Here is a 25,786-nt window from a genome sequence, read left to right on the forward strand (position 1 = left end):
GATTGTCGAGAGAGGGTGATTGGCTTTTGCTTTCGCTTTTAAACCGCTTCATGGATTTGGATTAGCGCCACAACGGTTCTTCTAGCCAATCTTGCGGAATGCCGATTGCTTTATAATCGACATTCGGATATTGTTCCAGTAATGCTTGGAAATGCTGCTTCATGTCGTTGTTGGGTGATATGATGTCAATAAACCACTTGATGATGCAGATTTAATCTGTAGTAACCTATATTGCGAATGTATCGGCATACACGTTCCTTGTCATCGAAAATAAGACCTCTTTTTTCACTTATGACATACATACACAACATTCCAAAAGATTATCTTCAATAAATGTATATCTAATAAGAGCTATAGATAGATATACAAACCAAACTTAATAAACTGATATACATATAGATATTAGGTATACATTCTTGGCGATAAGATGTATATCTGAGATTTATGAGACTAAAGATGCTATACCCTACCTTTGCTGCTGTCCTTAATCATTTGAAGTAGCTACCAAAGAATTAAGCACCATTCTAAAATTCAAATCTAACAATTCTAAAAATTAGTATGATGAACAAGTTATTGAAAACAATAGGAGCTTGCCTATTTTTGGCTTCTATAGTGATGGTATCGTCTTGCCAAGATGAAGTCTTGGAAACATCTTCGTCGAATATTGAGAAAAGACAAGTACCCGACATTGAAGTAGTCGATATGGGGATTTATGTTTCTGGAACACGGACAGGAGAATCAATGCCAGTATTAAAATTCAAAAATGAACAAGTCTATGAGCAAACTCTTACTAAAGTTTCAGATATGACGTATGAGCAACGCTTAGTTTTTTTTTAAGTCTTTGAACTTTGAAGGAGCTTTTACCACTCTCTATAAGGCTGACATGAAGCTGGATAAAATATTTGACATTGAAGACGAGAACGAATTTTTGACAGCTTATGCAGATTTTAAGAAAGAATATGATGGTGTGTTCGTCTAGAATTCAGAAAATCAGTATGATCTGTCTCCATATTATAGCTTTGATGATGAAAAAGCTGAATTACTGGGAAATATAAACGGAGCAGTGATCATTGGTAACAATTACGGTATGCAGATAATGTTGCAACAAGAGGCTTTCTAGGCATTGGCAAACCAGCTCGCTACGGTTTTATAGGTTTTAAAGGAGTTGAATTGACAGTTGCACAAGGAAAATATTACAGTATTGTAGAGGTCGGTTACTCAGGACCAACTGGAGAATTAAATTTATTCTTTAGAGCCTTTAAGAAAAAGCGATTGTGGACAAGAAGACATCCTGCAACTTATAATGTTGATATTGAGATGAGGGGTGGAAATACTAAACTTTCAGGTCCTTATGGATGGAACATGGCATCTCGTGGCATTCAATCCGTCAGAGTCCCAATGGGTCGCTATAAGACCGAATTTCCATCAACGTTGAATATCTCACTCACAAACTTTCGAAGTAGCTGTACAGGAGATATAACATCAGCAGCCACATTCACAAATGTGCCTAATCGATAGCAACAAAGCTTGAAATATATGCCTGTTCACTATAAAAACAGTGACACGTACTATCTTAAAATAAAGTAACAATGATTCTTTGTAAGAAATATATTCGTATGTTCTTATAAAGAATCAATAAACCTACCAGACTTATGAAACGAACCAGACTACTCTTCGGGCTGTGTTGCCTGCTGGCAATCTGCTCCCTGCCGCTCAAGGCACAAGACAACAGGAACATGTACCTCCGTTGGGGCATCATGGCCGGACTCAACGGCTACAACGCCCATACGCTGAACCTCTCCGATGACCGCGGACGCTACGGCTTCAACCTCGCCGCACGTGCCGAGCTCTCCTTCACCGACGCACCGAGCCGGATGTACCTCGATGCCGAATTGGGGCTGCTGAAACTCGGTTGGAAGGACGGGCAGGCAGGCTATGCCATCGACGCCTTGCGCTTCCCCGGACACGGCACGATGGCCCCTTCCGCCTATTCCCATCCCTACTGGGATGTCTATTCCCTCCACCTGCCCATCCACATCGGCTACCGTTGGGCAGTCGCCAGGGGACTTGCCATTTATGCCGACGCCGGACCATACGTTTCATTCGGACTCTCCGGCAAGCTGAGATACACGGACCCCGTCACCGGAACGAAGCTGTCTGAGAATGTCTTCCACGTGATGCGCCGCTTCGACTGGGGATTGGGCGTGCGGCTGGGAGCAGAGATTGCCAACCACCTCCGCATCGGTGCCGCCTACGACTTCGGCTTGATGAACAACATGCGAGGGGGCATGGGAAGCGGCAACAACAACTTCACCGTCTCCGTGGGCTACATGTTCTGACCGCGGCGCACCTCCGTCTCCCACACTGCCGGACAATTGTCCGTTGCCCCAAGATTCCCCCTTCCGTTTCTTGCATATCTCCCCTTTTCTGCCTTCCTTTGCCCGAAAGGACGTATATCTTATGAAGTTACGCAGGTGTGTATACACATACGTGGGGAGTGTGCTGCTCCTCGTGGCGGCAGTGTGGGCGGTGTGTGCCCTCGTGCAGCAACGGAACTACGGACGGTTGGCGGAGCTGGAAAGACGGCAGTCCGACCTGACGACAGACTCGTGCCGGTTGCAGCTGCAAGCTTTCGAACGGTCGTTCCTTTCGGGCAAAGGGAAGGCACTGCGCAACAAGATTGCTTCCGGGAACCTCCTCGAACGGGGAGAGAATGACCTCGCCGACTCCCTCTGCCGGCAATCCCTCCGCTACTTTGACTTCTTCACACGCGACTCCGTGCGCATCGCTCATCTCTATCTGCTCAGCGGACGCATCGAGCGTGCCCGCGGCAACTGGCTCGGAGCGGTGGACGCTCTCCTGGATGCCAAGGCATACGGGACATCCATGCCCGACGATGACGAGTTCGCCTACCGGGTACACGAACGCCTCGCATTCCTCTACCGCGAGAACGGACTGCCCGACCGGGAACGGGACTGCCTCCGCGAGGCACTCATCTACGCCCGGCGGTTGGGCAAGGGGGACTATGTTGCCGACGGACTCCGGCGTCTGGCATGTCTCGAAGGCAATGTCCGCACCGTGCAGCCGTCCGTCCGTCAGCTGACGGAAGCGAAAGACTCTGCCTGCGCCAACCGGCAGGAGCAACTGGCAGGACAGCTGCAGCTCCTCTCCGACTACCGACGCTGGCGCAAGGACGCCGACCGTGCCGAGTACAAAGTGGTGTTGCGCGGACGTGCGCTCTACCGCACCCTGGCAGTGATGCTGGCAGTGATGGCGGTACTCCTGACGATTTACTTCTACGACCGCCGTCGCCGTCTGGTGGCAGAAAACCGCCTGCTCGCCGAGCAGACCCGGCGCGAGCAGGAACGGATGGACCGCGAACAGCTCCGGATGGATTACTACCGTCAGCTGAACCAGCTGACGCTGCCCATGGCATACGACAGACTGCGCGAAGGAAAGGTGCGCATGGGGGAGAAGGAGTGGCAGACCATCTATGCGAACACCGACGCCTGCTTCCCGGGCTTCACCGGACAGCTGCGCACGACATTCCCCTTCCTGAAGGAGGACGACATCCGCCTCTGCTGCCTCGTGAAGATGGAGATGCCGCTCGACCTGACGGCTCTCATCTTCGGCATCGGCAAGGGCAGTGTGTCGCAACGCAAGCAGCGTCTGCGTCAGAAGATGGAGCTGGAAGGCTCGCTCGACGAATACCTGGGTGTGGCGTCCGTGGGCAGGTCCGGCATGCGTCCGGCTTCAGCTGACAGGGAATGAATTGGCGAAATACGACATAAAATGGAACAATAATTTGGTGGTTCACCTTTCTTTGCTTATGTTTGCAGCACGAGAACCCCCAAGCCTCTTAACAATGCTCAAATCGGGGGTCGTTTTATTTTTATATCTTTATGTCTATCAATTTCCCTAAACCGTATAACAGCCCGGAAGATTTGGCTGCATTGTTATCCCAAAGAGGTCTCATTTGTTACTTATAATATTAAAGTTTAAATGTTGATAGAAAAATAATTTTTTCCCGCTTTTCCTGCCGTCCGTCCGGAAACAATCCCTACCTTTATCAGCGGTTTAAGTCTTCAAGTCTATGAAACGAACAGTCAGTCTCTTCGGAGTGTGCTGCCTCTTGGCAGCCTGGTCCCTGTCCGCCGTGGCACAGGGCAATCATCGAGCGGCCTTACGCTGGGGCATTACGGCAGGTATCAACGGATTTGATGCCGGCATCCTCGAGCTCTCCCGCGGACGCGGTCTCCACTCTTTCAACTTTGCGGGACGTGTCGAACTCTCCTTTACCGACGCACCAAGCCGGATGTACCTCGATGCCGAGCTGGGACTGTCGGACCTCGCATGGAAGTTCGATGAACCGGGTGGGGAACCCCGCCGCGTCACTTCCCGCAACTATTACCTCCATCTGCCCCTGCACATCGGCTACCATGGGGACATCGAGCGGGTGTGTGCCATCTTCGCCGACTTCGGTCCCTACTTCGCATACGGGCTGTTCGGTGAGAGCGTCTACCGTGCCCCGGCGGAGCATACCCGGATACAATGGAGCTCTTTCGACGAGACGGACCGCTTCGACTGGGGACTGGGTGTGCGCCTGGGGGTCGAGGTGCTCGACCACTTCCGCCTCGGTGCCGCCTATGACTATGGGGTGAGGGTGATTACATGCTACTATAGCGAGATGCATAACGGCAACCTGACGCTCTTCGTGGGCTATACCTTCTGACCGTGCGTCGGCGGGCAACTCCCGTCCGGATATAAAAACAAGTTGCAACGGAATGCCAGTGGGACCAGCCTGTGGCATTGCGTTGCAACCTGGTGATTATCTCAGTGAGAGTCGGGCGGTCATTCCACTGCCTCGCCCTTCAGCGTTGCCGATGTACTCTCGGTGATGCGCACCTGCACGAAGTCGCCGATGCGGTGGTTGCCGCGGTCGAAGACCACGACCTTGTTCTGCTCGGTACGGCCGAAGAGCTGCTCTTTCGAACGCTTCGACACGCCCTCGACCAGCACCTCATAGGTCTGCCCGATGCAGCGTCGGTTGCTCTCGGCGGACAGGCGGGTCTGCAGGGCGATGATTTCGTTGAGGCGGCGTATCTTCACATCCTCGGGCACGTCGTCGGGCAAGTGCTTGGCGGCATAGGTTCCCGGACGCTCGGAATACTTGAACATGAAGGCGGAGTCATAGGCACACTCCTCCATGAGCGAGAGCGATTCGCGGTGGTCCTCCTCGGTCTCCGAGTGGTAGCCGCAGAAGATATCGGTGCTCAGTCCGCAGTCGGGGATGATGCGGCGGATGGCAGCCACGCGGTCGAGGTACCACTCACGGGTATACTTGCGGTTCATCAGCTTCAGGATGCGGTTGCTGCCGCTCTGTACGGGCAGGTGGATGTGCTTGCAGACGTTGGGCACCTCGGCGATGACGTGCAGTGTCTCGTCGCTCATGTCCTTGGGGTGCGACGTGGTGAAGCGGATGCGCACGCCCGGTGCCGACTCTGCCACCCGGCGGAGCAGCATGGGGAAGGTCACCGTCTCCCCTTCGCGCTCGAAGCGGTAGGAGTTGACGTTCTGTCCCAGCAGCGTGATTTCCTTGTAGCCTTTCGCCGTGAGGTCCGCCACCTCGGCGAGGATGCTCTCCACGTCGCGGCTGCGTTCCCGTCCGCGGGTATAGGGCACGATGCAGTAGTGGCAGAAGTTGTTGCAGCCGCGCATGATGCTGACGAAGCCCGAGATGTGCGTGCCGCAGATGCGCGAGGGAATCACCTCGCGGTAGGTCTCCGTGGTCGAGAGCTCCACGTTGATGGCCTTCTCGCCAGCTTCGGCGGACGCCACGAGGTCAGGCAGCGTCAGGTAGGCATCCGGACCTGCCACGAGGTCCACGTGGTGGTTCTCGATGAGGTTGTCCTTCACCCTTTCCGCCATGCAGCCCAGGACGCCGATGATGAGTCCGTGCTTCTTCTTGCTGCGCAGCGCGTGCAGCGCCTCCAGCCGGTTGATGATTTTCTGCTCCGCATTGTCGCGCACGGAGCATGTGTTGAGGAATACGGCGTCGGCATCTTCCAGCCGGTCGCACACCTGGTAGCCTGCCATTTGCATGACGGATGCCACCACTTCGCTGTCTGCCACGTTCATTTGGCAGCCGTAGGTCTCGATGAACAGGTTCTTGTTCGCAGCAGCGGATTTTAAGTCCGCCCCTTGTTCTTGTGTCATAAGATGGTTGGATTAAAATGTTACGGACGGTCCGTCCCGGCTGTTGCGCCGGGCAGCCATTCCGCCGCAAAGATAGTGACTCTGTGCCAATCTGCCTTCCGATGTGCCGGGTTTCCGGTGGAAATATCCTCGTTTGCTTACGGTTCGGCTGCCGGACGGAGGCGGAAAAGAAGGAATTGTCAGCTGCAGAAGCTTCAAAGAAGTTATTTGACACTACTCAATTATTAATTAACATTAAAAAGGAGCGAAATTCGTGTAGAATATTTGATGAATTGATGACTATTTCGCACCTTTGGGGAGTGAAAAAACATTAGATTTTTTCATAGTTAAGGTTTAGGTTAAAGATTAAAGGAGCAGGAAACTGTGAAGTTTCCTGCTCTTTGCTTTTCTGACGGTTACCTCGGTGCATCCGTCGTTTTCCCGACGCCTGCGGGCGTCCTCGTCTCTTAAGAAATATCTTGTCATATCCATTCCAACGAACAAACGATGCTCCTTGCTTCACGTGCTTTCCGGCTGTCTGTCGACAGACGGTTTATCAGCCTATCCGCCACGTGCCGGTAGGTCTTCATGTAGACACCCATCTTCTCGCCGAGGTCGAGCATCTGGAAGAGCAGCCCTTCGATTTCCGACTCATGGCCGCGTGCGAGGTCCTTCTGCATGGATGCCGTGGTGTTCGGGTCGAGCTTGTCGATGATGTGCAGGTTGGCAGCCGGCAGGTTGTCGGGCAGGTCGATGCCCAGGCGGCGTCCCGTCTCGGCACTCTCTCCCGTCAGTTGGGCGAAGACCAGGCGCGGTTCTCCCGGATGCTGTAACGCACCCATGGGTACGCCGAAGCAGGCGCCCGTGCAAGCCATGGCGGAGATGAAGGTCCACTTGATGAACGTGTCGCGGTCGATGTTGTCGGACACGTCGACCTTGATGCCGCAGCTGCGCAGCTCGTCGGCAATGTCGTCCAGCAGGGCGGTGTCGGCCGTCTGTCCCGGACGTACGCCGTAGACGATGCGGAACGTCCTGCCCGTCTGTACCACTACACCCGGACGTTCGACATAGCCCACGATGTAGATGCAGCCGTCGAGCACACAGCTCCCCTTGGGGGCAAGCGAGGCGATGCGTGCGCCTGTCCCGTAGACGTTGAGGATGGGGATGACCACCGTGCGGGGCGTGGCGACGCGCTTCAGCAGGTCTCTGATGGAGTCCATGGAGTAGCCTTTCACGCAGACGAAGACCACGTCGGGCACCTCCCGATACTCGTCGGCGGTGCATGCCTTCACGGGGATGACACGGTCGCCCTTCAGTCCCGAGCGCAGGTGGAGTCCCTCGCGGCGGATGGTTTCCAGGTGTTCGCCCCGGGCGATGCAGGTCACGTCCTTGCCGCCCAAGGCGAGGAATCCGGCGATGCTTCCTCCCACGCCGCCGGTACCGATAATCAGGTATTTTCTCATATGTTTCACAGGTTTCTATGGAGCCTCGTGCTGCCTTTTCCCGATAGGGAAGGAGTCACGGAGCCGGTTGCCGTTCTGCACGGTCCGGCGGGTCCGTCTTCCCGGAATGGGCAGGCTGAGGCCCGGTGGTTGATTGGTTTTCAATAAGGATTGCGATGCGTCCGGCATACGCCTCCTTGATGCGGCGGACGAAGGCCTCCCATGCCGCCCGTTCGGAGGCAGGATAGACCCCCTTGCGCAGCAGCAGGCGTTGGCGGATGCGGAGGCGTCCGTCCGAGAGGCTTACCACTGACGAGAGCGAGCCGAACGCGTGCGACCCGGAGACCTCGGGTGGCAGTGCATCGCAGCGGCTTCCGGCAGGCAGCACCACGTCCAGCGTGTCGCTGTAGGATGCGCTCTCCGTCAGCTCCCAACTCCCGTCGGGCAAGGTCCGTGTCCGGGACAGGCGGTCGGCACGGCGGAAGGGGTTCAGCGTCAGGAAGAGCCGGGGCCGTACCGGGCGTGCATAGCGTGCCGAGAGGCGGTAGCCGATGGTGAGCGAGGGCAACGGCCCGTCGTCTTCCGTCCGGCTGACGCTGTCGATGCGCACCAGCGTGCAGGCGAGTCCCTCCGTCAGGCGGTGTGCCAGCTCGGTGGGCTTCAGGTCCTTCAGCGGAAGGGCCTCCTCGTAGAAGCGCAGGCGGTTGTGCAGGCTGACCCGTCCCGATGCCATCCCGTCGCTGCCGACATGGAGGCGGGCACGGACCGACTGCTCCTGTTGCTCCGCGTCGTAGTCGGGCAGACGCACCATCCGTCCGCCTTCCGGTGTGACCAGCAGGGCGTCGTGCCCTGCGATGAGGCGGTGGCGGTAGCCGAAGGGCAGGCGTGCGGCGGTGCACTCCAGCCACAGGGTGTCGGTGGGGCAGGGCACACCCAGGACCACGTGGTCCATCTGCCCGATGCCGGGATAGTCGTCGATGCGTGCCTTCCGGGTGCTGATGACGGTGTAGACCGACGGGACGCCTGCCTCGGCAAGCAGTGCCTTCAGGTAGTTGGTCAGCGCCTTGCAGTCGCCGAACTTGGTGCGGCAGACCTGCTCTGCGGTCATGGGCTGCCATCCGCCGATGCCGAGCTGGATGCTCACATAGCGGGTGTGCTCCGCCAGGTAGTCATAGAGGGCATGCGCCTTCGCTTCCGGGGTGGAGAGTTCGTCGGTGAGACGGTGCACCGTGGCAGCTTCGTCGGTGGTCAGGCGGTCGCGTCCCTCGGTGAGGCGGTAGAGCCACTGGCCGAAGTGCTCCCAGGTGTCCTGCTGTCCCTCGTAGCCTTCGCAGACGAAGTCGGCGGGTTGCGCCTGCACCGTCGGGAGTTCCCATACGGTGTCTTCCCGGGGGACGGCAGCAGGCAGGTCGTCCGCCTGCCAGCGGTAGGTGCGTGTGCCGGCACCTGCGTCCGCGGTCTCTTCGGGATGGGCGGCAAGGCCCCGGCTGCGGTACAGGAGGCGGACGGAGGCTGGCAGTGTCAGGGTGTATGAGGCGTGCTCCACTGCCTGACGTATGTCGTCCTGCGGACGGAAATCGGGGTAGCGCAGCAGTCCGTTGTCGTAGGTGCACGTCCACTCATAGCGGACGGTGAAGGGGAAGGAGCCGCGCGGACCTTCGTAGTAGTGGAGGCGGTCGTCGGAGGCAAGTCCGTCGTTGAGCGTCGCCTCGCGCAGGTCGGAACGTCGCAGGCGTGCGAGCTGCTTCCCGCCGGCGCCGTGGACGGTGCCCTTGAAGTCCTTCAGGTGGATGAAACGGCTGCTGACGACGGCAAACCGTGCGGCGTCTGCCCCGTAGGGGGAGTGCACGGTGACGCTCCGCACGAAGTGGGCTTCTCCCCGGTGGGCGTCCAGCTGACGGAACTCCACGCGGTAGTCGTGTACGACGGAGGCGGGACTCGGACCATTATATATAGGTGTATCCGTGCGGGGGACCTTCCCGTCCGGGCAGAAGCCGGAGAGTGGTCCGCCGGGGGCGTCGGCTGAGAGCGGAAGGACGCACGGCAGCAGGAGCAGCAGGAGGGCGAGGCGGAGCACCGGGCAGGCAAGGGGACGGGCGGACGGGGCTTGCGGGGTGTGTAGCCGGTGCTTCCGGCAGGAGGGGCGTGCCATGCTAGCTGTCCCCCCTGGCGGCAGTGCCGCTGACGGAAACCGGGGCGCCGTCCTTTCCGCCCGTCCGTTTCAGCGTCAGCAGTGTCTGTGCCGACTCGATGAAAACATCCCACAGCTCGCGCAGCTCTCCGTAGTAGCGGGCGGGGATGATGGATTGGTTCACTTTCAGTTCGAGCATCACCTGCAGTCCGTCGGGGCGGCGGTCGAGGAGACAGCTCACCGACGCCATGCGGTCATGGGTGTGCATCCGCATCGGCTTGGGGAGGCTCTCGGGTTCGTAGCCTTCCGGCAACCGGTAGAAGCCGAAGAAGCGGCGGGTGAACTTCGCGGGGAACTCCACGGGGAAGGTGCGCTTCTCTGCCAGGAAGGGGTTCGCAGGCAGCTGGTCGAGCAGGAAGGGGTACAGGTAGATGATGCTGCCGCCTGCCCGAAGGTCCTTGCTGACGTCCATCTGCTCGCGGTAGGCGTCCGTGACGGACTCCTTGTAGGTGTGGAACGTCAGTCCGTAGCGTTCCGCCTCCTTCTTCACGTGCTCCACGGAGTCCGGCTCGGCGGTGCGGCGGCGCAGGGCGTCGAGCGTCTCCAGTCCGGTGTAGGAGGTCGAGAGCTTGCCCGTCAGCGAACCGTCGTCGGTGATGCTTCCCTCGAACATGAGGGAGGTGGTGTGTGTGCCGATGTTCGCCAGGCTGATGAGCCGCTGACCGTCGAGGGGTGTGTAGCAGATGCCCAGGTTCACCATCAGGTGTCCCGGGAGGAGGTTCAGCATGGGCCACTCCAGGGAGCAGTCGGTGCAGTAAACCGCTCCCTGCTCGTCGAGCAGCCCCACGACGAAGGTCGTCAGCCGGGAGAGGGAAGGTTCGCTTCCGGTGAGGTCGCCCGCACGCTTGTCCCTCACGAGGATGGGGGTGCAGCGGATGCCGGCGTCGCGGAGCATGGCGAGGTAGATGAAGTTGAGGGCGGCGTTGTTGCCCTGCTGCCTGTCGAGGCACTTGCGCGGGCTGTCGTCGGTGGCGATGCTGTAGTGCCCGTCCCAGTGGATGTGCTCATGGAGCAGCCGGTGCAGGCGGAGTGCCTTCTCTGTGGCAGGCATGTCGGCAGGCAGGGCAAGTGCCTCCTGCTCGTCGCGCAGGGGGTTGCGCATGTTCACGTAGTTCCCGAAGCCGGAGAAGTCCTTCAGCTCGGCGCAGACACCCTCCCAGTTGGAACCCTGGAAGGCCGATAGGCCCAGCCGCGGGTCCAGTCCCCGGATTTCGAAGGAGACGGTGCCGCGGTAGTTCTCGGCACACCAGACCAGGGGCTCGTCCTTCAGGGGCGGGACGTCGGTGCTGGTGAACGTGTAGCGGTTGTTCTGCATCTGGCTCAGGTGGCCGTCATACGCCTGCATGATGAATTCGCTGTTGATTCTCTTGTGGTCGCGCTGCATGGGGATGCTGCCCTTGCCGGTGATGTTGAACTGGAAGACCTCGGGGATGTCGACCTGGTAACGTGCGAAGCAGACGGGGATGTCCTCCTGCACCTGCCAGTCTTCCAGGTGGATGGGGTTGTTCGACGTGCGCCGGTACTTGTACTCGATGAGGGTGCCGGGCTTGACGTCCGGGATGGAGAAGCGGTAGCGGCGGTAGTTCCCGGTGACCTGTTCCTCGAAGATGTACTTCCGGTCAAGGGGTGTCTCGACTACCTTCCCGTCGACGAGGTTGTATGCCGACGCGCCGATGGCGGATATCTGTTCCTGGGTGGCGCCCATGCGTTCGCCGCGGTAGTAGAGTATGTCTACGTCGGCATACCTGGTCCCTTCGGGGCGCAGTACCTGAAGGCGGAACTTGAACTCGGACTCCACACGGATTCTCCCGTCGTTTTCCTGACGGTAGTAGGTGTACCCCTCCTTGTTCAGGAACACGGCGTCGGTGGTGCTGTCGGTCGGATGATAGAGGGAGAACTCCTTCTTTCCCACCTTCCCGTACTTCATCTCCTTGTGCTGTGCAAACAGGCTCCCTCCGCAGAGGAAGAGGAGGAGGCTTGCCAGTATGCAGACTCTTGGTGCTTTCATGATTTTCTCTCCGGTTTAGGATTTCGTACTGTTTCGTGCTGACAAAGCTAACGTATTCATTTAAGTTTTCCTAATTCCGGCTGAGAAAAAAGGAGAATCGGGATGCAATTGCTCCCTGTTGTTCCCTGCGCATCGCCTTGCTGACGTCTTGCGCATCTCCCTACCGGCGTCTTGCGCTTCTCGTTCTGCCGGGAAGCTCATCTCACCGGTACCGTCTTGCGCATGACGGAACAGGGAGATGCGCAAGGTGAAAACGGGGCTTGCGCGAAGAGGGACAGCACGTTACGCAAAAGGCAGGCGGGGAGATGCGCAAAAGGGTGGTGCCGTCAAGCGCATGCGCACAAAAAAAAACGCCCGATGCTGTCAGTCAGCATCGGGCGTTTCCCGTCAGGCGGGAGGGTTAAATACCTTCATCCGTATCACCTTCTTTGCCGGACTCTTCCGGCGTCTCTTTCTCTCCCTCCTCGGCAATGTTGTTGCCTTGCAGCACCTTGTCGAGCCAGACGAAATCGGCTTTCTGGAGGGCGATTTTCAGCTCGTTCCCGGGTTGGAACTTGATATTCACGCGCTTGATGTTGCGCGCGGTCAGCTCTTTCTTTTCACCGGAACCGGCGGTCGACAACGTGATGTTGAAGGTGCCCCAATCGCCCAGGCGGACGCTCTTCCCGTCGAGGAGCAGGCGCAGCATTACCTTGCGCAGCTGACGGAGTGCCATGGCGGCTTCCATCGGGTTGAGGGTGACCTCGTCGGCAATCAGCTGTGCCACCTCATCTTCGGTCACCATCTTGGTGGTGGACTGTATGGGATACCACTTCCGTGTTCCCTTGACGTCCTTGGGATTCACTCGTTGAATAGCTCTTACTAGAATACTCATAATGCGTTACGTTTTGATAGTTAGACATGCGTCCGGCTTCCGTTGTGCCCGGCTTGTCGGCGGGCAGGTCCGGGGTCCTGTCTGCGGTGGATGTTGTGACGGGGCGGCGCGTTGCAGGGACCCGGGGTTGCCTGTCGGCTTGCCACCGGTCTGCGGTGACCGGGGCTTGCGGAAGCTCGAACAGGGATTTGTCTCTTCCGTTTCCCGGAAGGGATGCACGAAGATAGGTGTTTTCCGGATTGAAAAATCGGGTGTAAAATGTTTAACTAAAGTTAGAAAATCAGGACCTTGAAAAACAGGCAACTACTTGCGTTCATGTGTGAACGCAAAATGGTGTTTTTGATTCTAGGTTTTCAGCAACAGGGAGATACGTGGTCGTCATGAGGGGCGGGGTGTTCCTCCTGCAGGCTCCGGCAGAACGCGCGGAAGGCTTCCCGGAGTGCTGCGGCATCGGTGGGTGGATAGAGGAAATGGGTGGTCTGGGGGAGGACGAGCGTCCGCAGGAACTCAGGGGCGACACGGCGGCGGAAACAGCGGAGGCTGCGGCGGGCATCGACCAGCTCGTCGCGTGCTCCCTGAACGGCAAGGAGGGGGACACGGACGGAAGGCAGCTCCCGGCGTACGTCTGCCATCAGGGTGAAGAGGTCGCGCAGGCGGGGCAGCCAGCGGACGTAGCCGGGGGTGGGACCCGGGGCGACATTGAGGGCATGAAGGATGGCAAGCCGCTCGTTGCTGGCGTCCGCCCGTCCGTAACGCACACCGAGGAGGTCGCGGACAGCGCGTGGCGACACCCACACGTGGAGCGGACAGCCGACGCAGACAATGCCTGCGATGCCGTCGGGACGGCGCGTCCACGTCCGCAGGGCAAGCAGCCCGCCCATGGAGTGCCCCACGAGGATGAGGCGGGGGTAGCGGAGGCGGTACTCGTCCGTCAGTGAATGGACGAAGGCTTCCCACTCTTCCCGCCTCGAGCGGGCGAACGTCCCGGCACTGCCGCCATGCCCCGGAAGGACGGCTGCCGCGGCATCGAAGCCCAGGTCGTTTGCCCAGGCTGCCGGACGGCGGAACTGGTCGGGACCCTCCGTGATGCCGTGGAGGAAGAGCACGGCGGTGTCACTCCGTCGGTCTGTACACGGAAGGACGAAGGGCGGCTGGGGGATGAACTTCATGGTTTCCTGTTTTCAGAGATGAACAACAGCTTGTCGCCGACGTGCAGCTCCATCTGTCCGTTGGGGATGAGGAACTCGTCGCCGCGCTTGACGAGCATGACGAGGGTACCGCGGGGGATGTTCATGTCCGCCAGGCGGTTTCCCCGGGCGAGCATGTCGGGGGTGAGCGTGAGGTCGCGCAGCTGGGTGTCAATCTCCTCGGGCAGCTCGACGCCGAACTCGTTGCCCTCCTTCTCTTCGGGGAGGTCGAGGTGGAGCAGGCGGGCGGCGCGTGCAATGGTCATGCCCTGCACGACGAGGGAGACGAGGGTGATGAAGAAGACGATGTTGAAGAGCTGTTGCGAGCCTTCGACGCGGGCGATGACGGGGTAGGTGGCGAAGATGATGGGGACGGCCCCGCGCAGCCCTACCCAGGAGACGAACCACTTGGCGCGCGCGGGTAGCCGGCGGAAGGGCAGGAGGCAGAGGAAGACACTGACGGGACGTGCCACGACAATCATGAACACGCCGATGAGCAGTGCCACGGCAGCCACGTCGACCATCTCCAGCGGGTTGACGAGCAGTCCGAGGGCGAGGAACATGATAATCTGGAAGAGCCACGTCAGTCCGTTCATGAAGGTGTTGATTTCCTTACGGTTTGCCAGGCGTGCGTTGCCGACGGTCACGCCGGTGATGTAGACGGCGAGGTAGCCGTTGCCGTGGAGCAGGTCGGTGATGGTGAAGGTGAAGAAGACGAGGCTGAGCAGGAGGATGGGGTAGAGGGACCCGTTGGAGAGGCTGATGCGGTTGATGATCCACACGGCGAAGCGTCCGAGTGCAAAGCCGATGATGGCGCCGAAGAAGAACTGGATGGCAAGGTCCTTGAGGATGACCGCCCAGCTCATGCCGTCGGAGGTGATGACCTGGATGAGGACGATGGTGAGCATGTATGCCATGGGGTCGTTGCTTCCGCTTTCCAGCTCGAGCATGGGGCGCAGGTTGTGCTTGAGGTTCATGCGCTGCGAGCGCAGGAGGTTGAACACCGACGCGGAGTCGGTCGACGACATGGTGGCGGCAAGCAGGAGGGAGGTGGTCAGCGGAAGGGAGATGTTGGTGCTGTCCCACCCGGAGATGTAGCAGATGAAAAGCCCGGTGAGGAGGGTGGTGACGAGCACGCCGACGGTGGAGAGCAGAATGCCCTGGGTGAGCACGGGGCGTATCTCGGTGAACTTGGTATCCATTCCTCCGGTGAAGAGGATGATGCTGAGCGCCATCATGCCGATGAACTGTGCGTCTGTGGCGCTGTGGAACTGGAGCCCGAGCCCGTCGCTCCCGAAGAGCATGCCGACGAGCAGGAAGAGGAGCAGCGTGGGTATGCCGAAGCGATAGCCCGTCTTGCTGATGAGTATGCTGCAGAAGATAAGCACGGAGCCGAGCAGCAGGATGTTTTCTGCGGTGAATATCATAGGCGGGAGTGGTTTGTGGGCGTAAAGATAGGAAAAAACGGGGGAATGTGAGGAAGGGGGGAGTGCCAAAAATCGGCAAGCCCCTGCGTCTCGTGGAGAGAGGCAGGGGCTTGAAGTTCGTTTGCGCCGTAAGCAATGCGGGATTACTTACGCAAGTTCAGAGCTTTCAGGATGGCGCGGTAACGCTCGATGTCGCGATCCTTGAGGTAGTTCAACAATGCGCGGCGTTTGCCGACGAGAGTAGTCAAAGCTCTTTCTGTGCTATGATCTTTACGGTTGCGCTTCATGTGCTCCGTCAAGTGGGAAATACGGTATGAGAACAATGCTATCTGCGCTTCAGGTGAGCCAGTATCAGTGTTAGACTTTCCGTATTGTCCAAAGATCTCTTGTTTCTTTGCAGCGTCTAAGTACATAATGAGTTAGTTTAAAATTGATTTGCGGGCGCAAAGATAGACAATATTCCTCAATGCGCAATGCCTATTCAAAGATTTTCTTGTAACTTTGCGCCCGAAAATTTAAGGTAATAGTATGCAGAATATAAGAAACATCGCAATCATTGCGCACGTCGACCACGGGAAGACGACGCTCGTCGACAAGATGATGTTGGCGGGACACCTCTTCCGCAATGATCAGACAAACGGCGTGCTTGTATTGGATAACAACGACTTGGAACGCGAACGAGGGATAACGATTCTTTCGAAGAATGTATCAATCAACTACAAAGATACCAAAATCAACATCATCGACACTCCGGGACACGCCGACTTCGGCGGAGAGGTGGAGCGTGTGCTCAACATGGCGGACGGCTGCATCCTGCTCGTCGACGCCTTCGAGGGACCCATGCCGCAGACCCGGTTCGTCCTCCAGAAGGCACTGCAAATCGGGCTGAAGCCCATCGTTGTGGTGAACAAGGTCGACAAGCCCAACTGCCGCCCCGAGGAGGTCTACGAGATGGTGTTCGACCTCATGTTCTCACTCAATGCCACCGAGGACCAGCTCGACTTCCCCGTCCTCTACGGTTCGGCAAAGAACAACTGGATGGGCGAGGACTGGCGCAAGCCTACCGACAGCATCACCCCGCTGCTCGACGCCATCATCAAGTACATCCCTGCCCCCAAACAGCTGGAGGGCACTCCCCAGATGCTCATCACTTCACTCGACTTCTCATCCTATACCGGACGTATCGCCGTGGGCCGCGTGCACCGCGGGACGCTCACCGAGGGCATGAACATCACCCTGGCACGCCGTGACGGGACGCTCGTGAAGTCGAAAATCAAGGAACTGCATACCTTCGAGGGACTCGGACGCAAGAAAGTCCAGTCCGTCTCTTCGGGTGACATCTGCGCCGTCGTCGGTCTGGAAGGATTCGAAATCGGCGACACCATCTGCGACTTCGACAACCCGGAACCGCTGCCGCCCATTGCCATCGACGAGCCGACCATGAGCATGCTCTTCACCATCAACGACTCGCCTTTCTTCGGACGGGAAGGGAAGTTCGTCACTTCACGCCACATCCAGGACCGCCTCACCCGCGAGCTCGACAAGAACCTTGCCCTCCGCGTCCGCAAGACCGAGAACGAGGACGGCAAGTGGATTGTCTCCGGCCGAGGCGTGCTGCACCTCTCCGTCCTCATCGAGACCATGCGCCGCGAAGGCTATGAGCTTCAGGTGGGACAGCCGCAGGTCATCTACAAGGAGATTGACGGCAAGAAGTGTGAGCCCATCGAGGAGCTGACCATCAACGTCCCCGAGGAATACTCCAGCAAGATGATTGATATGGTCACCCGACGCAAGGGCGAGCTGACGTCGATGCAGACCATCGGCGACCGGGTCGACATCGAATTCGACATCCCCTCGCGCGGCATCATCGGACTGCGTACGAACGTCCTCACGGCATCTGCCGGCGAAGCCATCATGGCGCACCGCTTCAAGGAGTACCAACCCTACAAGGGCGACATCGAACGCCGCACCAACGGTTCCATGATTGCCATGGAGACGGGTACCGCCTTCGCCTACGCCATCGACAAGCTTCAGGACCGCGGACGCTTCTTCATCTATCCGCAGGAGGAGGTCTATGCCGGACAGGTCGTGGGCGAGCACGTGCATGAGAACGACCTCGTCATCAACGTCACCAAGTCGAAGAAGCTCACCAACATGCGTGCGTCGGGCTCTGACGACAAGGCGCGCATCATCCCGCCCGTCATCTTCTCGCTCGAGGAGGCCCTCGAATACATCAAGGAGGACGAGTACGTGGAGGTGACGCCCAAGAGCATGCGCATGCGCAAGGTCATCCTCGACGAGACCGAGCGCAAGCGTGCCAACAAAGTGTAAGGCTGTACAAGCAAACATTCTTTAATAGTTCTCGGAAGCGCGGACAGCGCCGGGGTGCTCAGGGCATCCGGTGCATCCGCGCTTCTTCTTTTATCCCTGCCACACTGACAGCCCAATTGTTAATAAATGAGTAGCCGTGTCGTCATAACGGCTGATTTTGCTTATATTTGTCAACCGTGCTTCTGCGGAAGCCTTCAAGTCTCCGGCTCATGGGAGCCGAAACCATAAACCTAAACACTCGTACACTTATGAAGTTTTTTCCTAACCTGCAACCAACCTTCACGCGACGTGTCGCCTATCCGGGGCTAGCAGTCCTCGTCGGGCTGTCCGTCATCTGCGCACTGTTCCCCAGGCAGACCAATGCCTGCCTTGCATCCATCCAGACGCTCATCTACGACAAGCTGAGCTGGGCTTACACCCTGATGATATCGTTCTTCTTCATCTTCCTCTGCGTGCTGGCGTTCAGCAAGATCGGCGCCATCCGTCTGGGAGCGGACAGCTCCCGTCCGCAGTACAGCTTCTTCTCGTGGATAGCCATGCTCTTTGCCGCCGGGATGGGTATCGGACTGATGTACTTCGGTGTGGCGGAGCCCATGTCCCACTACGTCAACCCTGCCTTGCCCGACACGCTCAATCCTGCCAAGGAGGCGCAGCTCGCCACGTTCTTCCACTGGGGCATCCATGCCTGGTCCATCTTCGGACTCATGGGGCTGATTCTCGCCTACTTCTCCTTCCGCTACAAACTTCCGCTTGCCATCCGCAGCGGACTCTACCCCCTCCTGCGCAACCGCATCAATGGACGGGTGGGCGATGTGGTCGACATCTTCGCTCTGGTCAGCACCTTCTTCGGCATCGCGACCTCGCTCGGCTTCGGTGTCGTACAGCTCAACGCCGGACTGGTGCACCTGGGCATCCTCCGCGAGTCCAGCTTCCTCTTCCAGGCGCTCATCATCGTGGTGGTCAGCTCCATGGCGATTGCGTCGGCTGTCGCCGGGGTCAACAAGGGCGTCAAGCGGCTGAGCGAAATCAACCTGACGATGGCAATCGTACTGATGCTCTTCGTCCTCCTGCTCGGGCCGACCGCCTTCCTGATGAATGCCTTCAGCGAGGGCATCGGCTACTACATCAACCAGTTCGCCAACCTCACCTTCAAGACCTTCGCCTTCGAGAAGGACGGCGTCGGGTGGTTCACCGGATGGACCGTCATGTACTGGGCGTGGTGGATCAGCTGGGCACCGTTCGTCGGGCTGTTCATTGCCCGCATCTCCAAGGGGCGCACCATCCGCGAGTACATCCTGGCGGTGCTGCTCGTCCCCTCGTTCTTCATCTTCCTGTGGATGACGGTCTTCGGCAACAGTGCCATCTACATTGACCGCAACGTGGTGCACGGCGCCCTCTCGGCGCTCGCCGGCAACCCCGACGTGCTGCTCTTCAAGTTCCTCGAACAGTTCCCCCTCGCCACACCCCTGTGCGTGCTCACGCTGATGATGATTGCCGTCTTCTTCGTCACCTCCGCCGACTCGGGCATCCTGGTGATGAACAGCATCTCGTCGAGCAACCGTCCCAATGCGCCCAAGTGGCAGAACGCCTTCTGGGGCATCCTGCTCGCCACCATCACGATGGCGCTCCTCTATGCCGGCGGCCTGCAGTCGCTCCAGACGATGACGCTCATCTCCGCCCTCCCGTTCGGCGTCATCATGGTGCTCCTCTGCCTGTGCCTGCTGCGTGCCCTGCGCACCGACAGGCTCTACCACAGCTCCAAGCGGCCCTATGGCAGCGCGACCTGGGACGGCAGCCACTGGCACGAAAGGCTCGACCAGATTCTTACCTTCTCGCAGAAGCGGGACATCAAGCGCTTTTTCGCCGAGAAGGTGCAGCCCGCCTTCGAGGAGCTGCGCGACGAGCTGAGCCGCAAGGGCATCGACGCACACATCCTCACGGGGCAGAACGGCAAGCTCTCCATCGAGCTGCAAATCCCCTTCGAGAAGGTGTGGAACTTCCGTTACGGCGTGACCACCGAGGTGCAGAGCATCTCCGACTACATCATCGGCGAGGACAACACCCCCGACGTGGACTCCAACAAGCAGTATCTTCCGGTGACCTACTACACGGACGGCAGGATGGGATACGACATCCAGTATTTGAATAAGGAGGAAATCATCGCCGACGTCCTCCGTGAGTACGAACGCTACATCCGTGTCGTGGCGGACGAACAGAAGGCGATGATGTTTGTCGACAAGAAGCGATACAATGGGTAATTGACAATTGACAATGGATAATTGACAATGACCGTTCGGCGTGCTTGTCTTCCTGCCGGGGGACGACGATGCGCCGGACAGTCTGTCCGGACGGTCTGCTTGGGAAGGAATCACTGCTTGTCAATTGTCAACTGTCAATTGTCAATTGTTAGAACGGGAACAGCAGCGGGAGCACGAATATCATCACGATGCCCATGATGACTTGTAGCGGAAGGCCCACCTTGATGTAGTCCATGAAGGTATACTGTCCGGCAGGCATCACCAACGCGTTGGGCGGCGTGGAGAACGGAGAGGCAAAGCACATGCTGGCGCCCAGGGTCACTGCGAAGAGGTAGGGCACGGGACTCACGCCGAGAGCCTCCGCACTGTGGAGCGCGATGGGTGCCAGCAGGACGGCCGTGGCGGTGTTGCTGATGAACATCGTCATCAGCGAGGTCGTGAAGTAGATGCCCGCCATGAGCGCCATGGGACCGTAGCTGCCCAGTCCGCTCACCAGCGTGCTGGAGATGTAGTCGCTCGCCCCGGTCTTCTCCAGTGCCAGCGACATGGGCAGCATGGCGGCAATGAGCACGATGCTCTCCCAGTTGATGGTCTTGTAGGCAGCCTCCACGTTGCGGAAACACCCCGTGAGCACCATCAGGAGGGCGGCAATCATCACCGCCGTCACCGGCTCCACGGGGATGAAGTCGAACACCATCATGGCGACCATGAGTACCATGATGGCAGCCGCCACGGGCGCCTTGTAGTCGAGCGTCACACGGGCCGCCTCGGCAAGCGGCTGACCCAGCACCACCCAGTCGGCATCCTCGCGTTCCAGGCGGGCGATGTTCTCCCACGTACCCTGCACGAGCAGCACGTCGCCCCCGTGGATGGCCTCGCGTCCCAGGTCGTTGAGCAGGTACTCCTTCTTGCGGCGGATGCCCAGCACGTTCACGTTGAACTTGTCGCGGAAGCCTGCCTCCTTGACCTGACGGTTCACGATGTGCGCCGTCGGCATGACCAGAATCTCGGCGATGCCGATGTCGTAGAAGTCGAGCACGTTCGACGTGCTTGCCGCCTCCTCCGTCGTGTGCCCGTCGATGAGGGCGAGGCGGTAGTCGTCAGCCAGCAGCTTCACCTGGTCGAAGTCCCCCTTCACATAGAGGATGTCGCCTCCCTGCAACGCCGTCTCCGGGTCGGCGAGCTTCTGCGTGATGGTCTTCAGGAAGCGGTGCTGCGAGATGTCGCCGCGCCGCACCTCGAGGATGTCCAGCCCGTAGCGCCGGCGGATGTCCAGGTCGACGATGGTGCGCCCTTCCGCCTCAGAGCCTCCCGGCACCTGCAGACGGAAGAGGTTGCTCGACAGCCCGTATTCGCGCACGAGCTGGGAGAGCGACTTGCCCGAGCGGTGACGGTCGCCGCGCTTCTGTCCGCGCTTGGCGAGCACCCACTTGCTCAGCGGGAGGAGCACCAGCAGACCCACGGCGAGGCAGACCAGGCCGACGGGGAGAAAGGAGAAGAACGACAGCGGCTCATAGCCTGCCGCCGTCAGGGTGTTCTGGATGACGAGGTTGGGCGGCGTACCGATGAGCGTCATCATGCCGCCCATGCTGCTGGCGAAAGCCAGGGGCATCAGCAGACGGCTGGAGTTGACGCCCGCGCCCGCCGCCATGCTCACCACGATGGGCAGCATCAGGGCGACCGTACCCGTGTTGCTGACGAAGGCGCCGATGGCTGCCGTCACGAGCATGATGAGCACGAAGAGGCGCAGCTCGCTCTCGCCGGCAAGCTTCAGGATGCGCGCGCTTATCATCTTCGCCAGTCCGGTCTGGAGGATGGCGCCGCCCACGACGAACAGCCCCACCATCATGATGACCACGTTGTTGGAAAAGCCCGAGAGCGCCTCGTCGGGCGTGAGGATGTGGAACAGCAGCAGTGCCACCAGCGCACAGAGCGCGACGATGTCCGAGCGGACCTTGCCGTTGACGAAGAACACGGCGGAGAGGAGCAGGATGAGGAGTGTTATCAGCATAAGTCAGTCTAGTTTGAAGCGACGGGAGGGAGCGGGGTGCGGGACGTCCGCCGGCGCCTCCCCGTCAGGATGATATAAAAAGAGAAAGGAGCCGGGCAAGATAGTTTGTCCGGCTCCTTTCAGCCTGTTCATGAAATGAGGGTGTGCACGTCTGCGACGGCACGGCGGGGCTTACTGGCGTGCGCCATATTGCCCGTCGAGGTAGCAGAGGGCCGTGTCGCCCATCTTGCGGATACGGTCGACGATGTTCTGCACGGTAGCCTCCTCTTCCACTTGTTCGCGGACGAAGCTCCAGAGGAAGTCCTCCGTCGGTTTGTCATTTTCCGCCTTGGCGATGTCGAGCAGCGAGTTGATTTGCTCCGACACGTGGCACTCATGTTCGTACACATGCTCGAACACTTCCAGCGGGCTTCCCCATCCGGTGGGGACCACGTCGACCTTGTCTACCGTCACCTTGCCACCGCGCTTGATGACATAGTCAGCCATGCTGTAGGCGTGTGCCAATTCCTCATCAGACTGTTTCTTCATCCAGTGTGCAAAGCCGTCGAAGCCCTCCATCTTGAGGTAGAAGGACATTGACATGTAGAGATTGGCAGACCACATCTCTGCCGTTACTTGCTCATTGATGGCTTTTTGCATTTTCTCACTAATCATAGCTGTAATATATTTAGTTGGTGAATAATACGTTTGTACACGTCCGGGGCGGCAAAAAGCGTACCGGACAGGGCCGCGCTGACAAATTGTCACTTCAGCAGGCGCCAGGCGAAGCCGTCCTTCGTGTCCTTCACCTCGAAGCCCAGGGCGGTCAGCTCGTTGCGGATGCGGTCGCTCGTCGCCCAGTCCTTGTTCGCCTTGGCGGTCATGCGCTGCTGGAGCAGCATGTCGACCGCCTTGCCGAAAGCTTCCTCGCGGGCTGCTCCCGTGCCCTGTTCGCGCTTCATGCCGAGGAGGTCGAACAGGAAGAGGTCGAAGACCCCCTTCAGCTCTTCCAGGTCGGTGGCAGAGAGGGTTGCCTTTTTGTCATAAGCGGTATTGATGGCCTTGCAGGCGTCGAAGAGGTGTGCGATAACGATGGGAGAGTTGAAGTCGTCGTTCATGGCGTCGTAGCACTTCTGCCGGAGGCCGGACACGTCCACGCTCGACGTGGCGGACGGCTGGATGTGGCAGAGGTTGTCATACGCCTCCATGAGCCGCTGCATCCCCTTCTCGGCAGCCTGGAGAGCCTCGTTGCTGAAGTCCACCGTGCTGCGGTAGTGTGCCTGGAGGATGAAGAAGCGGATGGTCATCGGGCTGTACGACTGCGAGAGCAGCGGGTGTGTCCCGTTGAAGAACTGGTCGAGGGTGATGAAGTTGCCGAGGCTCTTGCCCATCTTCGTCCCGTTGATGGTAATCATGTTGTTGTGCATCCAGTAGTGCACCATGTCGTCGCCCTGCGATGCCACGCTCTGTGCAATCTCGCACTCATGGTGGGGGAAGACGAGGTCCATGCCGCCGCCGTGGATGTCGAAGTGGGCGCCGAGGTACTTCCGTCCCATGGCGGTGCACTCGCAGTGCCATCCCGGGAAGCCGTCGCTCCAGGGGCTGGGCCAGCGCATGATGTGCTCCGGCTGCGCGCTCTTCCACAGGGCGAAGTCGGCGGGATTGTGCTTCTCCTGCTGGCCGTCCAGCTCGCGGGTGGTGTTGAGCACGTCGTCGAGGTTGCGCCCCGAGAGCTTGCCGTAGTGGTGGTCCTTGTTATACTTTGCCACGTCGAAGTAGACCGAGCCCTGGCTCTCGTAGGCATAGCCGTTGGCAAGGATTTCCTTGACGAGCTGTATCTGCTCGATGATGTGTCCCGACGCGAGGGGTTCGATGCTCGGCGGGAGGACGTTCAGCTCCTCCATGGCCTTGTGGTAGCGGTTGGCATAGAACTGTGCCACTTCCATCGGCTCGAGCTGCTCCAGCCGTGCCTTCTTGGCAATCTTGTCCTCTCCCTCGTCGGCGTCGTGCTCCAGGTGTCCCACGTCGGTGATGTTGCGGACGTAGCGCACCTTGTACCCCAGGTGTTGCAGGTAGCGGAAGACGAGGTCGAACGTGATGGCAGGGCGTGCATGCCCCAGGTGGGCGTCACCGTAGACGGTGGGACCACAGACGTACATGCCCACATGAGGAGCATGCAGGGGAATGAACTCCTCCTTCTTGCGGGACAATGTATTGTAGATGTACAGTTTTTGTTCCATAGATGGTTGTGTTTAGTTGAGTAGCTACAAAGATAGACTTAAATTGACAATTGACAAACTTTCCGGGGCAATTGACAATGGATAATTGACAATTGACAATGTCCCTCCGGTGTGTGCCCCCGTCCCCACATTGTCAATTGTCCATTGTCAATTGTCAATTGTAGAGACTAGCTTGTAGAGCTTGTCGCTGGGGCGTATCTTCTCAGGCACCTTGAAGGAGACGTGTACCCCCTTCTCCACATGGTCCACCGAGCGGAGGTCTACGCGCGGGTCCTCCAGCTTCAGGAAGAGCGCTCCCGTGGTGGGGCCCGTGATGAGCAGGTCGTCCCCGACGTGAAGGTCCGACGCCTCCGTCAGGAACTCCGCCACGCCGAGCTGCGAGAAGTACTTCATGCCACGGCCCACGTAGACCTTCTTCTGCGTTGCCTCCGAACCGTAGCGGCGGCTCCACTCGCCCAGGCGTTGCCCCAGGTAGTAGCCGTCCCAGAAGCCGCGGTTGAAGACCGTCTTGAGGCGTTCCTCCCACGCAGCCACCTTCTCGGGCGTGAACGTCCCGTCGAGGCAGGCGGCGATGGCCTGCTTGTAGCACTCGGCGACGATGCGGACGTATTCGGGGCCGCGTGCCCGTCCCTCGATTTTGAACACACGGACGCCCGCCTCGATCATGCGGTCCATGAAGTGGATGGTCTTCAGGTCCTTGGGCGACATGATGTACTTGTTCTCCACATCCAGCTCGATGTTGCTGTCCCGGTCGCGCACGGTGTAGGCGCGTCGGCATATCTGCGTGCACGCACCGCGGTTCGCGGACGAGTTCAGCTCGTGCAGGCTGAGGTAGCACTTGCCGGAGACTGCCATGCAGAGCGCGCCGTGGCAGAACATCTCGATGCGCACCTGCTGTCCGCCGGGTCCGCAGATGTTCTCCTCGACGATGTGGCGGTGAATCTCCCGCACCTGCTCCAGGTTCAGCTCCCGGGCGAGGACCACGACGTCGGCAAAACGAGCGTAGAAGCGCAGCGCCTCGATGTTGGAGATGTTGAGCTGCGTCGACAGGTGCACCTCCTGACCGATGCGGTTGCAGTAGTCCATCACCGCCACGTCGGCAGCGATGACGGCGGAGATACCTGCCTCGTGAGCCGCGTCGCAGATGCGTCGCATGAGTTCCAGGTCCTCGTCGTAGATGATGGTATTGACGGTAAGGTAGCTCTTCATGCCGTGCGCGTCGCAGGTGGCGGCAATCTCCTTCAGGTCGTCCACGGTGAAGGTGTTGGCGGAGTGTGCCCGCATGTTAAGGTTCTCGATGCCGAAGTAGATGGAATCGGCTTTTGCCTGTATGGCGGCGGCAAGGGACTCGCGCGAGCCCACCGGTGCCATAATCTCGAAGTCGTTTATGGAATAGGTTGTCATGATGTTGGGTCTCAATTTGGTTACCGGGTGCAAAGGTAACGATTTTCGGTTGAACCGTTGTGTTGCGGACGGGAGGTGCGGTTGTGTCGTTTTGTCAAAATGTCAAACGAATCGCCCGAGAAGGGGCTTCGTTGCGCCCAAATACGGATTGGTGACCGGGAAGGCCCTTCTCGCGCGATTCGCGAAATACAGGTTGACAGCTTTTTCGCAGATTCCCTTTCCTCCTGCACGGTTTGTCT

General features: G+C 58.8%; 18 protein-coding genes and 1 pseudogene. 7 read left to right on the plus strand and 12 right to left on the minus strand.

Annotated features, from left to right (window positions below; all coding sequences use genetic code 11):
• Window positions 1-561 precede the first annotated feature (561 nt).
• The 5 genes and pseudogenes from M3087_RS10150 (at window position 562) to M3087_RS10165 (ending at window position 4,732) form a co-directional block, all read left to right on the plus strand.
• Entirely contained in the window at window positions 562-837 is a 276-nt protein-coding gene (locus M3087_RS10150; RefSeq protein WP_249095470.1) for a DUF4848 domain-containing protein, read from the plus strand.
• 46 nt (window positions 838-883) lie between these two features.
• Window positions 884-1,120: pseudogene (locus tag M3087_RS14425) on the plus strand (DUF4848 domain-containing protein).
• A 532-nt stretch (window positions 1,121-1,652) separates the two neighbouring features.
• Window positions 1,653-2,339 carry a porin family protein gene (locus M3087_RS10155; RefSeq protein WP_249095473.1) on the plus strand — a complete coding sequence of 229 codons (687 nt, stop codon included), beginning with the start codon at window positions 1,653-1,655 and terminating at the stop codon, window positions 2,337-2,339.
• A 121-nt stretch (window positions 2,340-2,460) separates the two neighbouring features.
• Window positions 2,461-3,771 (plus strand): hypothetical protein, encoded by a 1,311-nt coding sequence (locus M3087_RS10160; RefSeq protein WP_249095474.1) that lies wholly within the window; start codon window positions 2,461-2,463, stop codon window positions 3,769-3,771.
• 322 nt (window positions 3,772-4,093) lie between these two features.
• Entirely contained in the window at window positions 4,094-4,732 is a 639-nt protein-coding gene (locus tag M3087_RS10165) for a porin family protein (protein WP_249095476.1), read from the plus strand.
• Window positions 4,733-4,851: 119 nt separating this feature from the next.
• On the opposite strand, the gene miaB is transcribed toward M3087_RS10165, so the two are convergent.
• The 8 genes from miaB to rpsO form a co-directional block, all read right to left on the minus strand.
• Window positions 4,852-6,216 (minus strand): tRNA (N6-isopentenyl adenosine(37)-C2)-methylthiotransferase MiaB, encoded by a 1,365-nt coding sequence (gene miaB, locus M3087_RS10170; RefSeq protein ID WP_249095478.1) that lies wholly within the window; start codon window positions 6,214-6,216, stop codon window positions 4,852-4,854.
• A 461-nt stretch (window positions 6,217-6,677) separates the two neighbouring features.
• Complete coding sequence (locus M3087_RS10175; RefSeq protein ID WP_249095479.1) at window positions 6,678-7,658, minus strand: ketopantoate reductase family protein; 981 nt, start codon at window positions 7,656-7,658, stop codon at window positions 6,678-6,680.
• Window positions 7,659-7,713: 55 nt separating this feature from the next.
• Window positions 7,714-9,789 carry a DUF3857 domain-containing protein gene (locus M3087_RS10180; protein WP_249095482.1) on the minus strand — a complete coding sequence of 692 codons (2,076 nt, stop codon included), beginning with the start codon at window positions 9,787-9,789 and terminating at the stop codon, window positions 7,714-7,716.
• Between the two features lies 1 nt (window position 9,790).
• Window positions 9,791-11,836: a DUF3857 domain-containing protein gene (locus M3087_RS10185; protein ID WP_249095484.1), complete on the minus strand. Its 2,046-nt coding sequence runs from the start codon at window positions 11,834-11,836 to the stop codon at window positions 9,791-9,793.
• A 400-nt stretch (window positions 11,837-12,236) separates the two neighbouring features.
• Window positions 12,237-12,710, minus strand: a complete 474-nt coding sequence (locus M3087_RS10190; protein WP_249095487.1) for an HU family DNA-binding protein — start codon at window positions 12,708-12,710, stop codon at window positions 12,237-12,239.
• A 353-nt stretch (window positions 12,711-13,063) separates the two neighbouring features.
• On the minus strand, window positions 13,064-13,879 hold the full coding sequence (locus M3087_RS10195; RefSeq protein WP_249095489.1) for an alpha/beta hydrolase: 816 nt from the start codon (window positions 13,877-13,879) through the stop codon (window positions 13,064-13,066).
• A complete protein-coding gene (locus M3087_RS10200; protein ID WP_249095491.1) occupies window positions 13,876-15,324 on the minus strand; it encodes a potassium/proton antiporter in 1,449 nt (482 codons plus the stop codon). The genes M3087_RS10195 and M3087_RS10200 overlap by 4 nt, the downstream gene beginning before the upstream one ends.
• 143 nt (window positions 15,325-15,467) lie before the next feature.
• Window positions 15,468-15,737 (minus strand): 30S ribosomal protein S15, encoded by a 270-nt coding sequence (rpsO, locus tag M3087_RS10205; RefSeq protein WP_022385368.1) that lies wholly within the window; start codon window positions 15,735-15,737, stop codon window positions 15,468-15,470.
• A gap of 115 nt (window positions 15,738-15,852) precedes the next feature.
• Here rpsO and typA point away from each other — a divergent pair, with 115 nt between their 5' ends.
• Window positions 15,853-17,655, plus strand: a complete 1,803-nt coding sequence (typA, locus tag M3087_RS10210) for a translational GTPase TypA (RefSeq protein ID WP_022385369.1) — start codon at window positions 15,853-15,855, stop codon at window positions 17,653-17,655.
• Between the two features lie 248 nt (window positions 17,656-17,903).
• A complete protein-coding gene (locus M3087_RS10215) occupies window positions 17,904-19,913 on the plus strand; it encodes a BCCT family transporter (RefSeq protein WP_249095492.1) in 2,010 nt (669 codons plus the stop codon).
• Between the two features lie 148 nt (window positions 19,914-20,061).
• On the opposite strand, the gene M3087_RS10220 is transcribed toward M3087_RS10215, so the two are convergent.
• The 4 genes from M3087_RS10220 to M3087_RS10235 all read right to left on the minus strand — a co-directional run bounded on the left by M3087_RS10220 (window position 20,062) and on the right by M3087_RS10235 (window position 25,547).
• Window positions 20,062-21,924, minus strand: a complete 1,863-nt coding sequence (locus tag M3087_RS10220; protein WP_249095494.1) for an SLC13 family permease — start codon at window positions 21,922-21,924, stop codon at window positions 20,062-20,064.
• A gap of 171 nt (window positions 21,925-22,095) precedes the next feature.
• On the minus strand, window positions 22,096-22,578 hold the full coding sequence (locus M3087_RS10225; protein ID WP_106484046.1) for a ferritin: 483 nt from the start codon (window positions 22,576-22,578) through the stop codon (window positions 22,096-22,098).
• 89 nt (window positions 22,579-22,667) lie between these two features.
• Entirely contained in the window at window positions 22,668-24,143 is a 1,476-nt protein-coding gene (cysS, locus tag M3087_RS10230) for a cysteine--tRNA ligase (RefSeq protein WP_249095496.1), read from the minus strand.
• A 147-nt stretch (window positions 24,144-24,290) separates the two neighbouring features.
• Window positions 24,291-25,547, minus strand: coding sequence for a peptidase U32 family protein (locus M3087_RS10235; RefSeq protein ID WP_249095499.1), 1,257 nt, complete (start codon window positions 25,545-25,547; stop codon window positions 24,291-24,293).
• Between the last annotated feature and the right edge of the window lie 239 nt (window positions 25,548-25,786).

The organism is Mediterranea sp. ET5, from assembly GCF_023337025.1.
In the GTDB taxonomy this organism is placed as follows: Bacteria; Bacteroidota; Bacteroidia; order Bacteroidales; family Bacteroidaceae; genus Phocaeicola_A.

Coding starts and splice junctions, on each gene's coding strand:
- M3087_RS10150 (WP_249095470.1), top strand. CDS start 562: ATGAACAAGTTATTGAAAACAATAGGAGCTTGCCTATTTTTGGCTTCT.
- M3087_RS10155 (WP_249095473.1), top strand. CDS start 1,653: ATGAAACGAACCAGACTACTCTTCGGGCTGTGTTGCCTGCTGGCAATC.
- M3087_RS10160 (WP_249095474.1), top strand. CDS start 2,461: ATGAAGTTACGCAGGTGTGTATACACATACGTGGGGAGTGTGCTGCTC.
- M3087_RS10165 (WP_249095476.1), top strand. CDS start 4,094: ATGAAACGAACAGTCAGTCTCTTCGGAGTGTGCTGCCTCTTGGCAGCC.
- miaB (WP_249095478.1), bottom strand. CDS start 6,216: ATGACACAAGAACAAGGGGCGGACTTAAAATCCGCTGCTGCGAACAAG.
- M3087_RS10175 (WP_249095479.1), bottom strand. CDS start 7,658: ATGAGAAAATACCTGATTATCGGTACCGGCGGCGTGGGAGGAAGCATC.
- M3087_RS10180 (WP_249095482.1), bottom strand. CDS start 9,789: ATGGCACGCCCCTCCTGCCGGAAGCACCGGCTACACACCCCGCAAGCC.
- M3087_RS10185 (WP_249095484.1), bottom strand. CDS start 11,836: ATGAAAGCACCAAGAGTCTGCATACTGGCAAGCCTCCTCCTCTTCCTC.
- M3087_RS10190 (WP_249095487.1), bottom strand. CDS start 12,710: ATGAGTATTCTAGTAAGAGCTATTCAACGAGTGAATCCCAAGGACGTC.
- M3087_RS10195 (WP_249095489.1), bottom strand. CDS start 13,879: ATGAAGTTCATCCCCCAGCCGCCCTTCGTCCTTCCGTGTACAGACCGA.
- M3087_RS10200 (WP_249095491.1), bottom strand. CDS start 15,324: ATGATATTCACCGCAGAAAACATCCTGCTGCTCGGCTCCGTGCTTATC.
- rpsO (WP_022385368.1), bottom strand. CDS start 15,737: ATGTACTTAGACGCTGCAAAGAAACAAGAGATCTTTGGACAATACGGA.
- typA (WP_022385369.1), top strand. CDS start 15,853: ATGCAGAATATAAGAAACATCGCAATCATTGCGCACGTCGACCACGGG.
- M3087_RS10215 (WP_249095492.1), top strand. CDS start 17,904: ATGAAGTTTTTTCCTAACCTGCAACCAACCTTCACGCGACGTGTCGCC.
- M3087_RS10220 (WP_249095494.1), bottom strand. CDS start 21,924: ATGCTGATAACACTCCTCATCCTGCTCCTCTCCGCCGTGTTCTTCGTC.
- M3087_RS10225 (WP_106484046.1), bottom strand. CDS start 22,578: ATGATTAGTGAGAAAATGCAAAAAGCCATCAATGAGCAAGTAACGGCA.
- cysS (WP_249095496.1), bottom strand. CDS start 24,143: ATGGAACAAAAACTGTACATCTACAATACATTGTCCCGCAAGAAGGAG.
- M3087_RS10235 (WP_249095499.1), bottom strand. CDS start 25,547: ATGACAACCTATTCCATAAACGACTTCGAGATTATGGCACCGGTGGGC.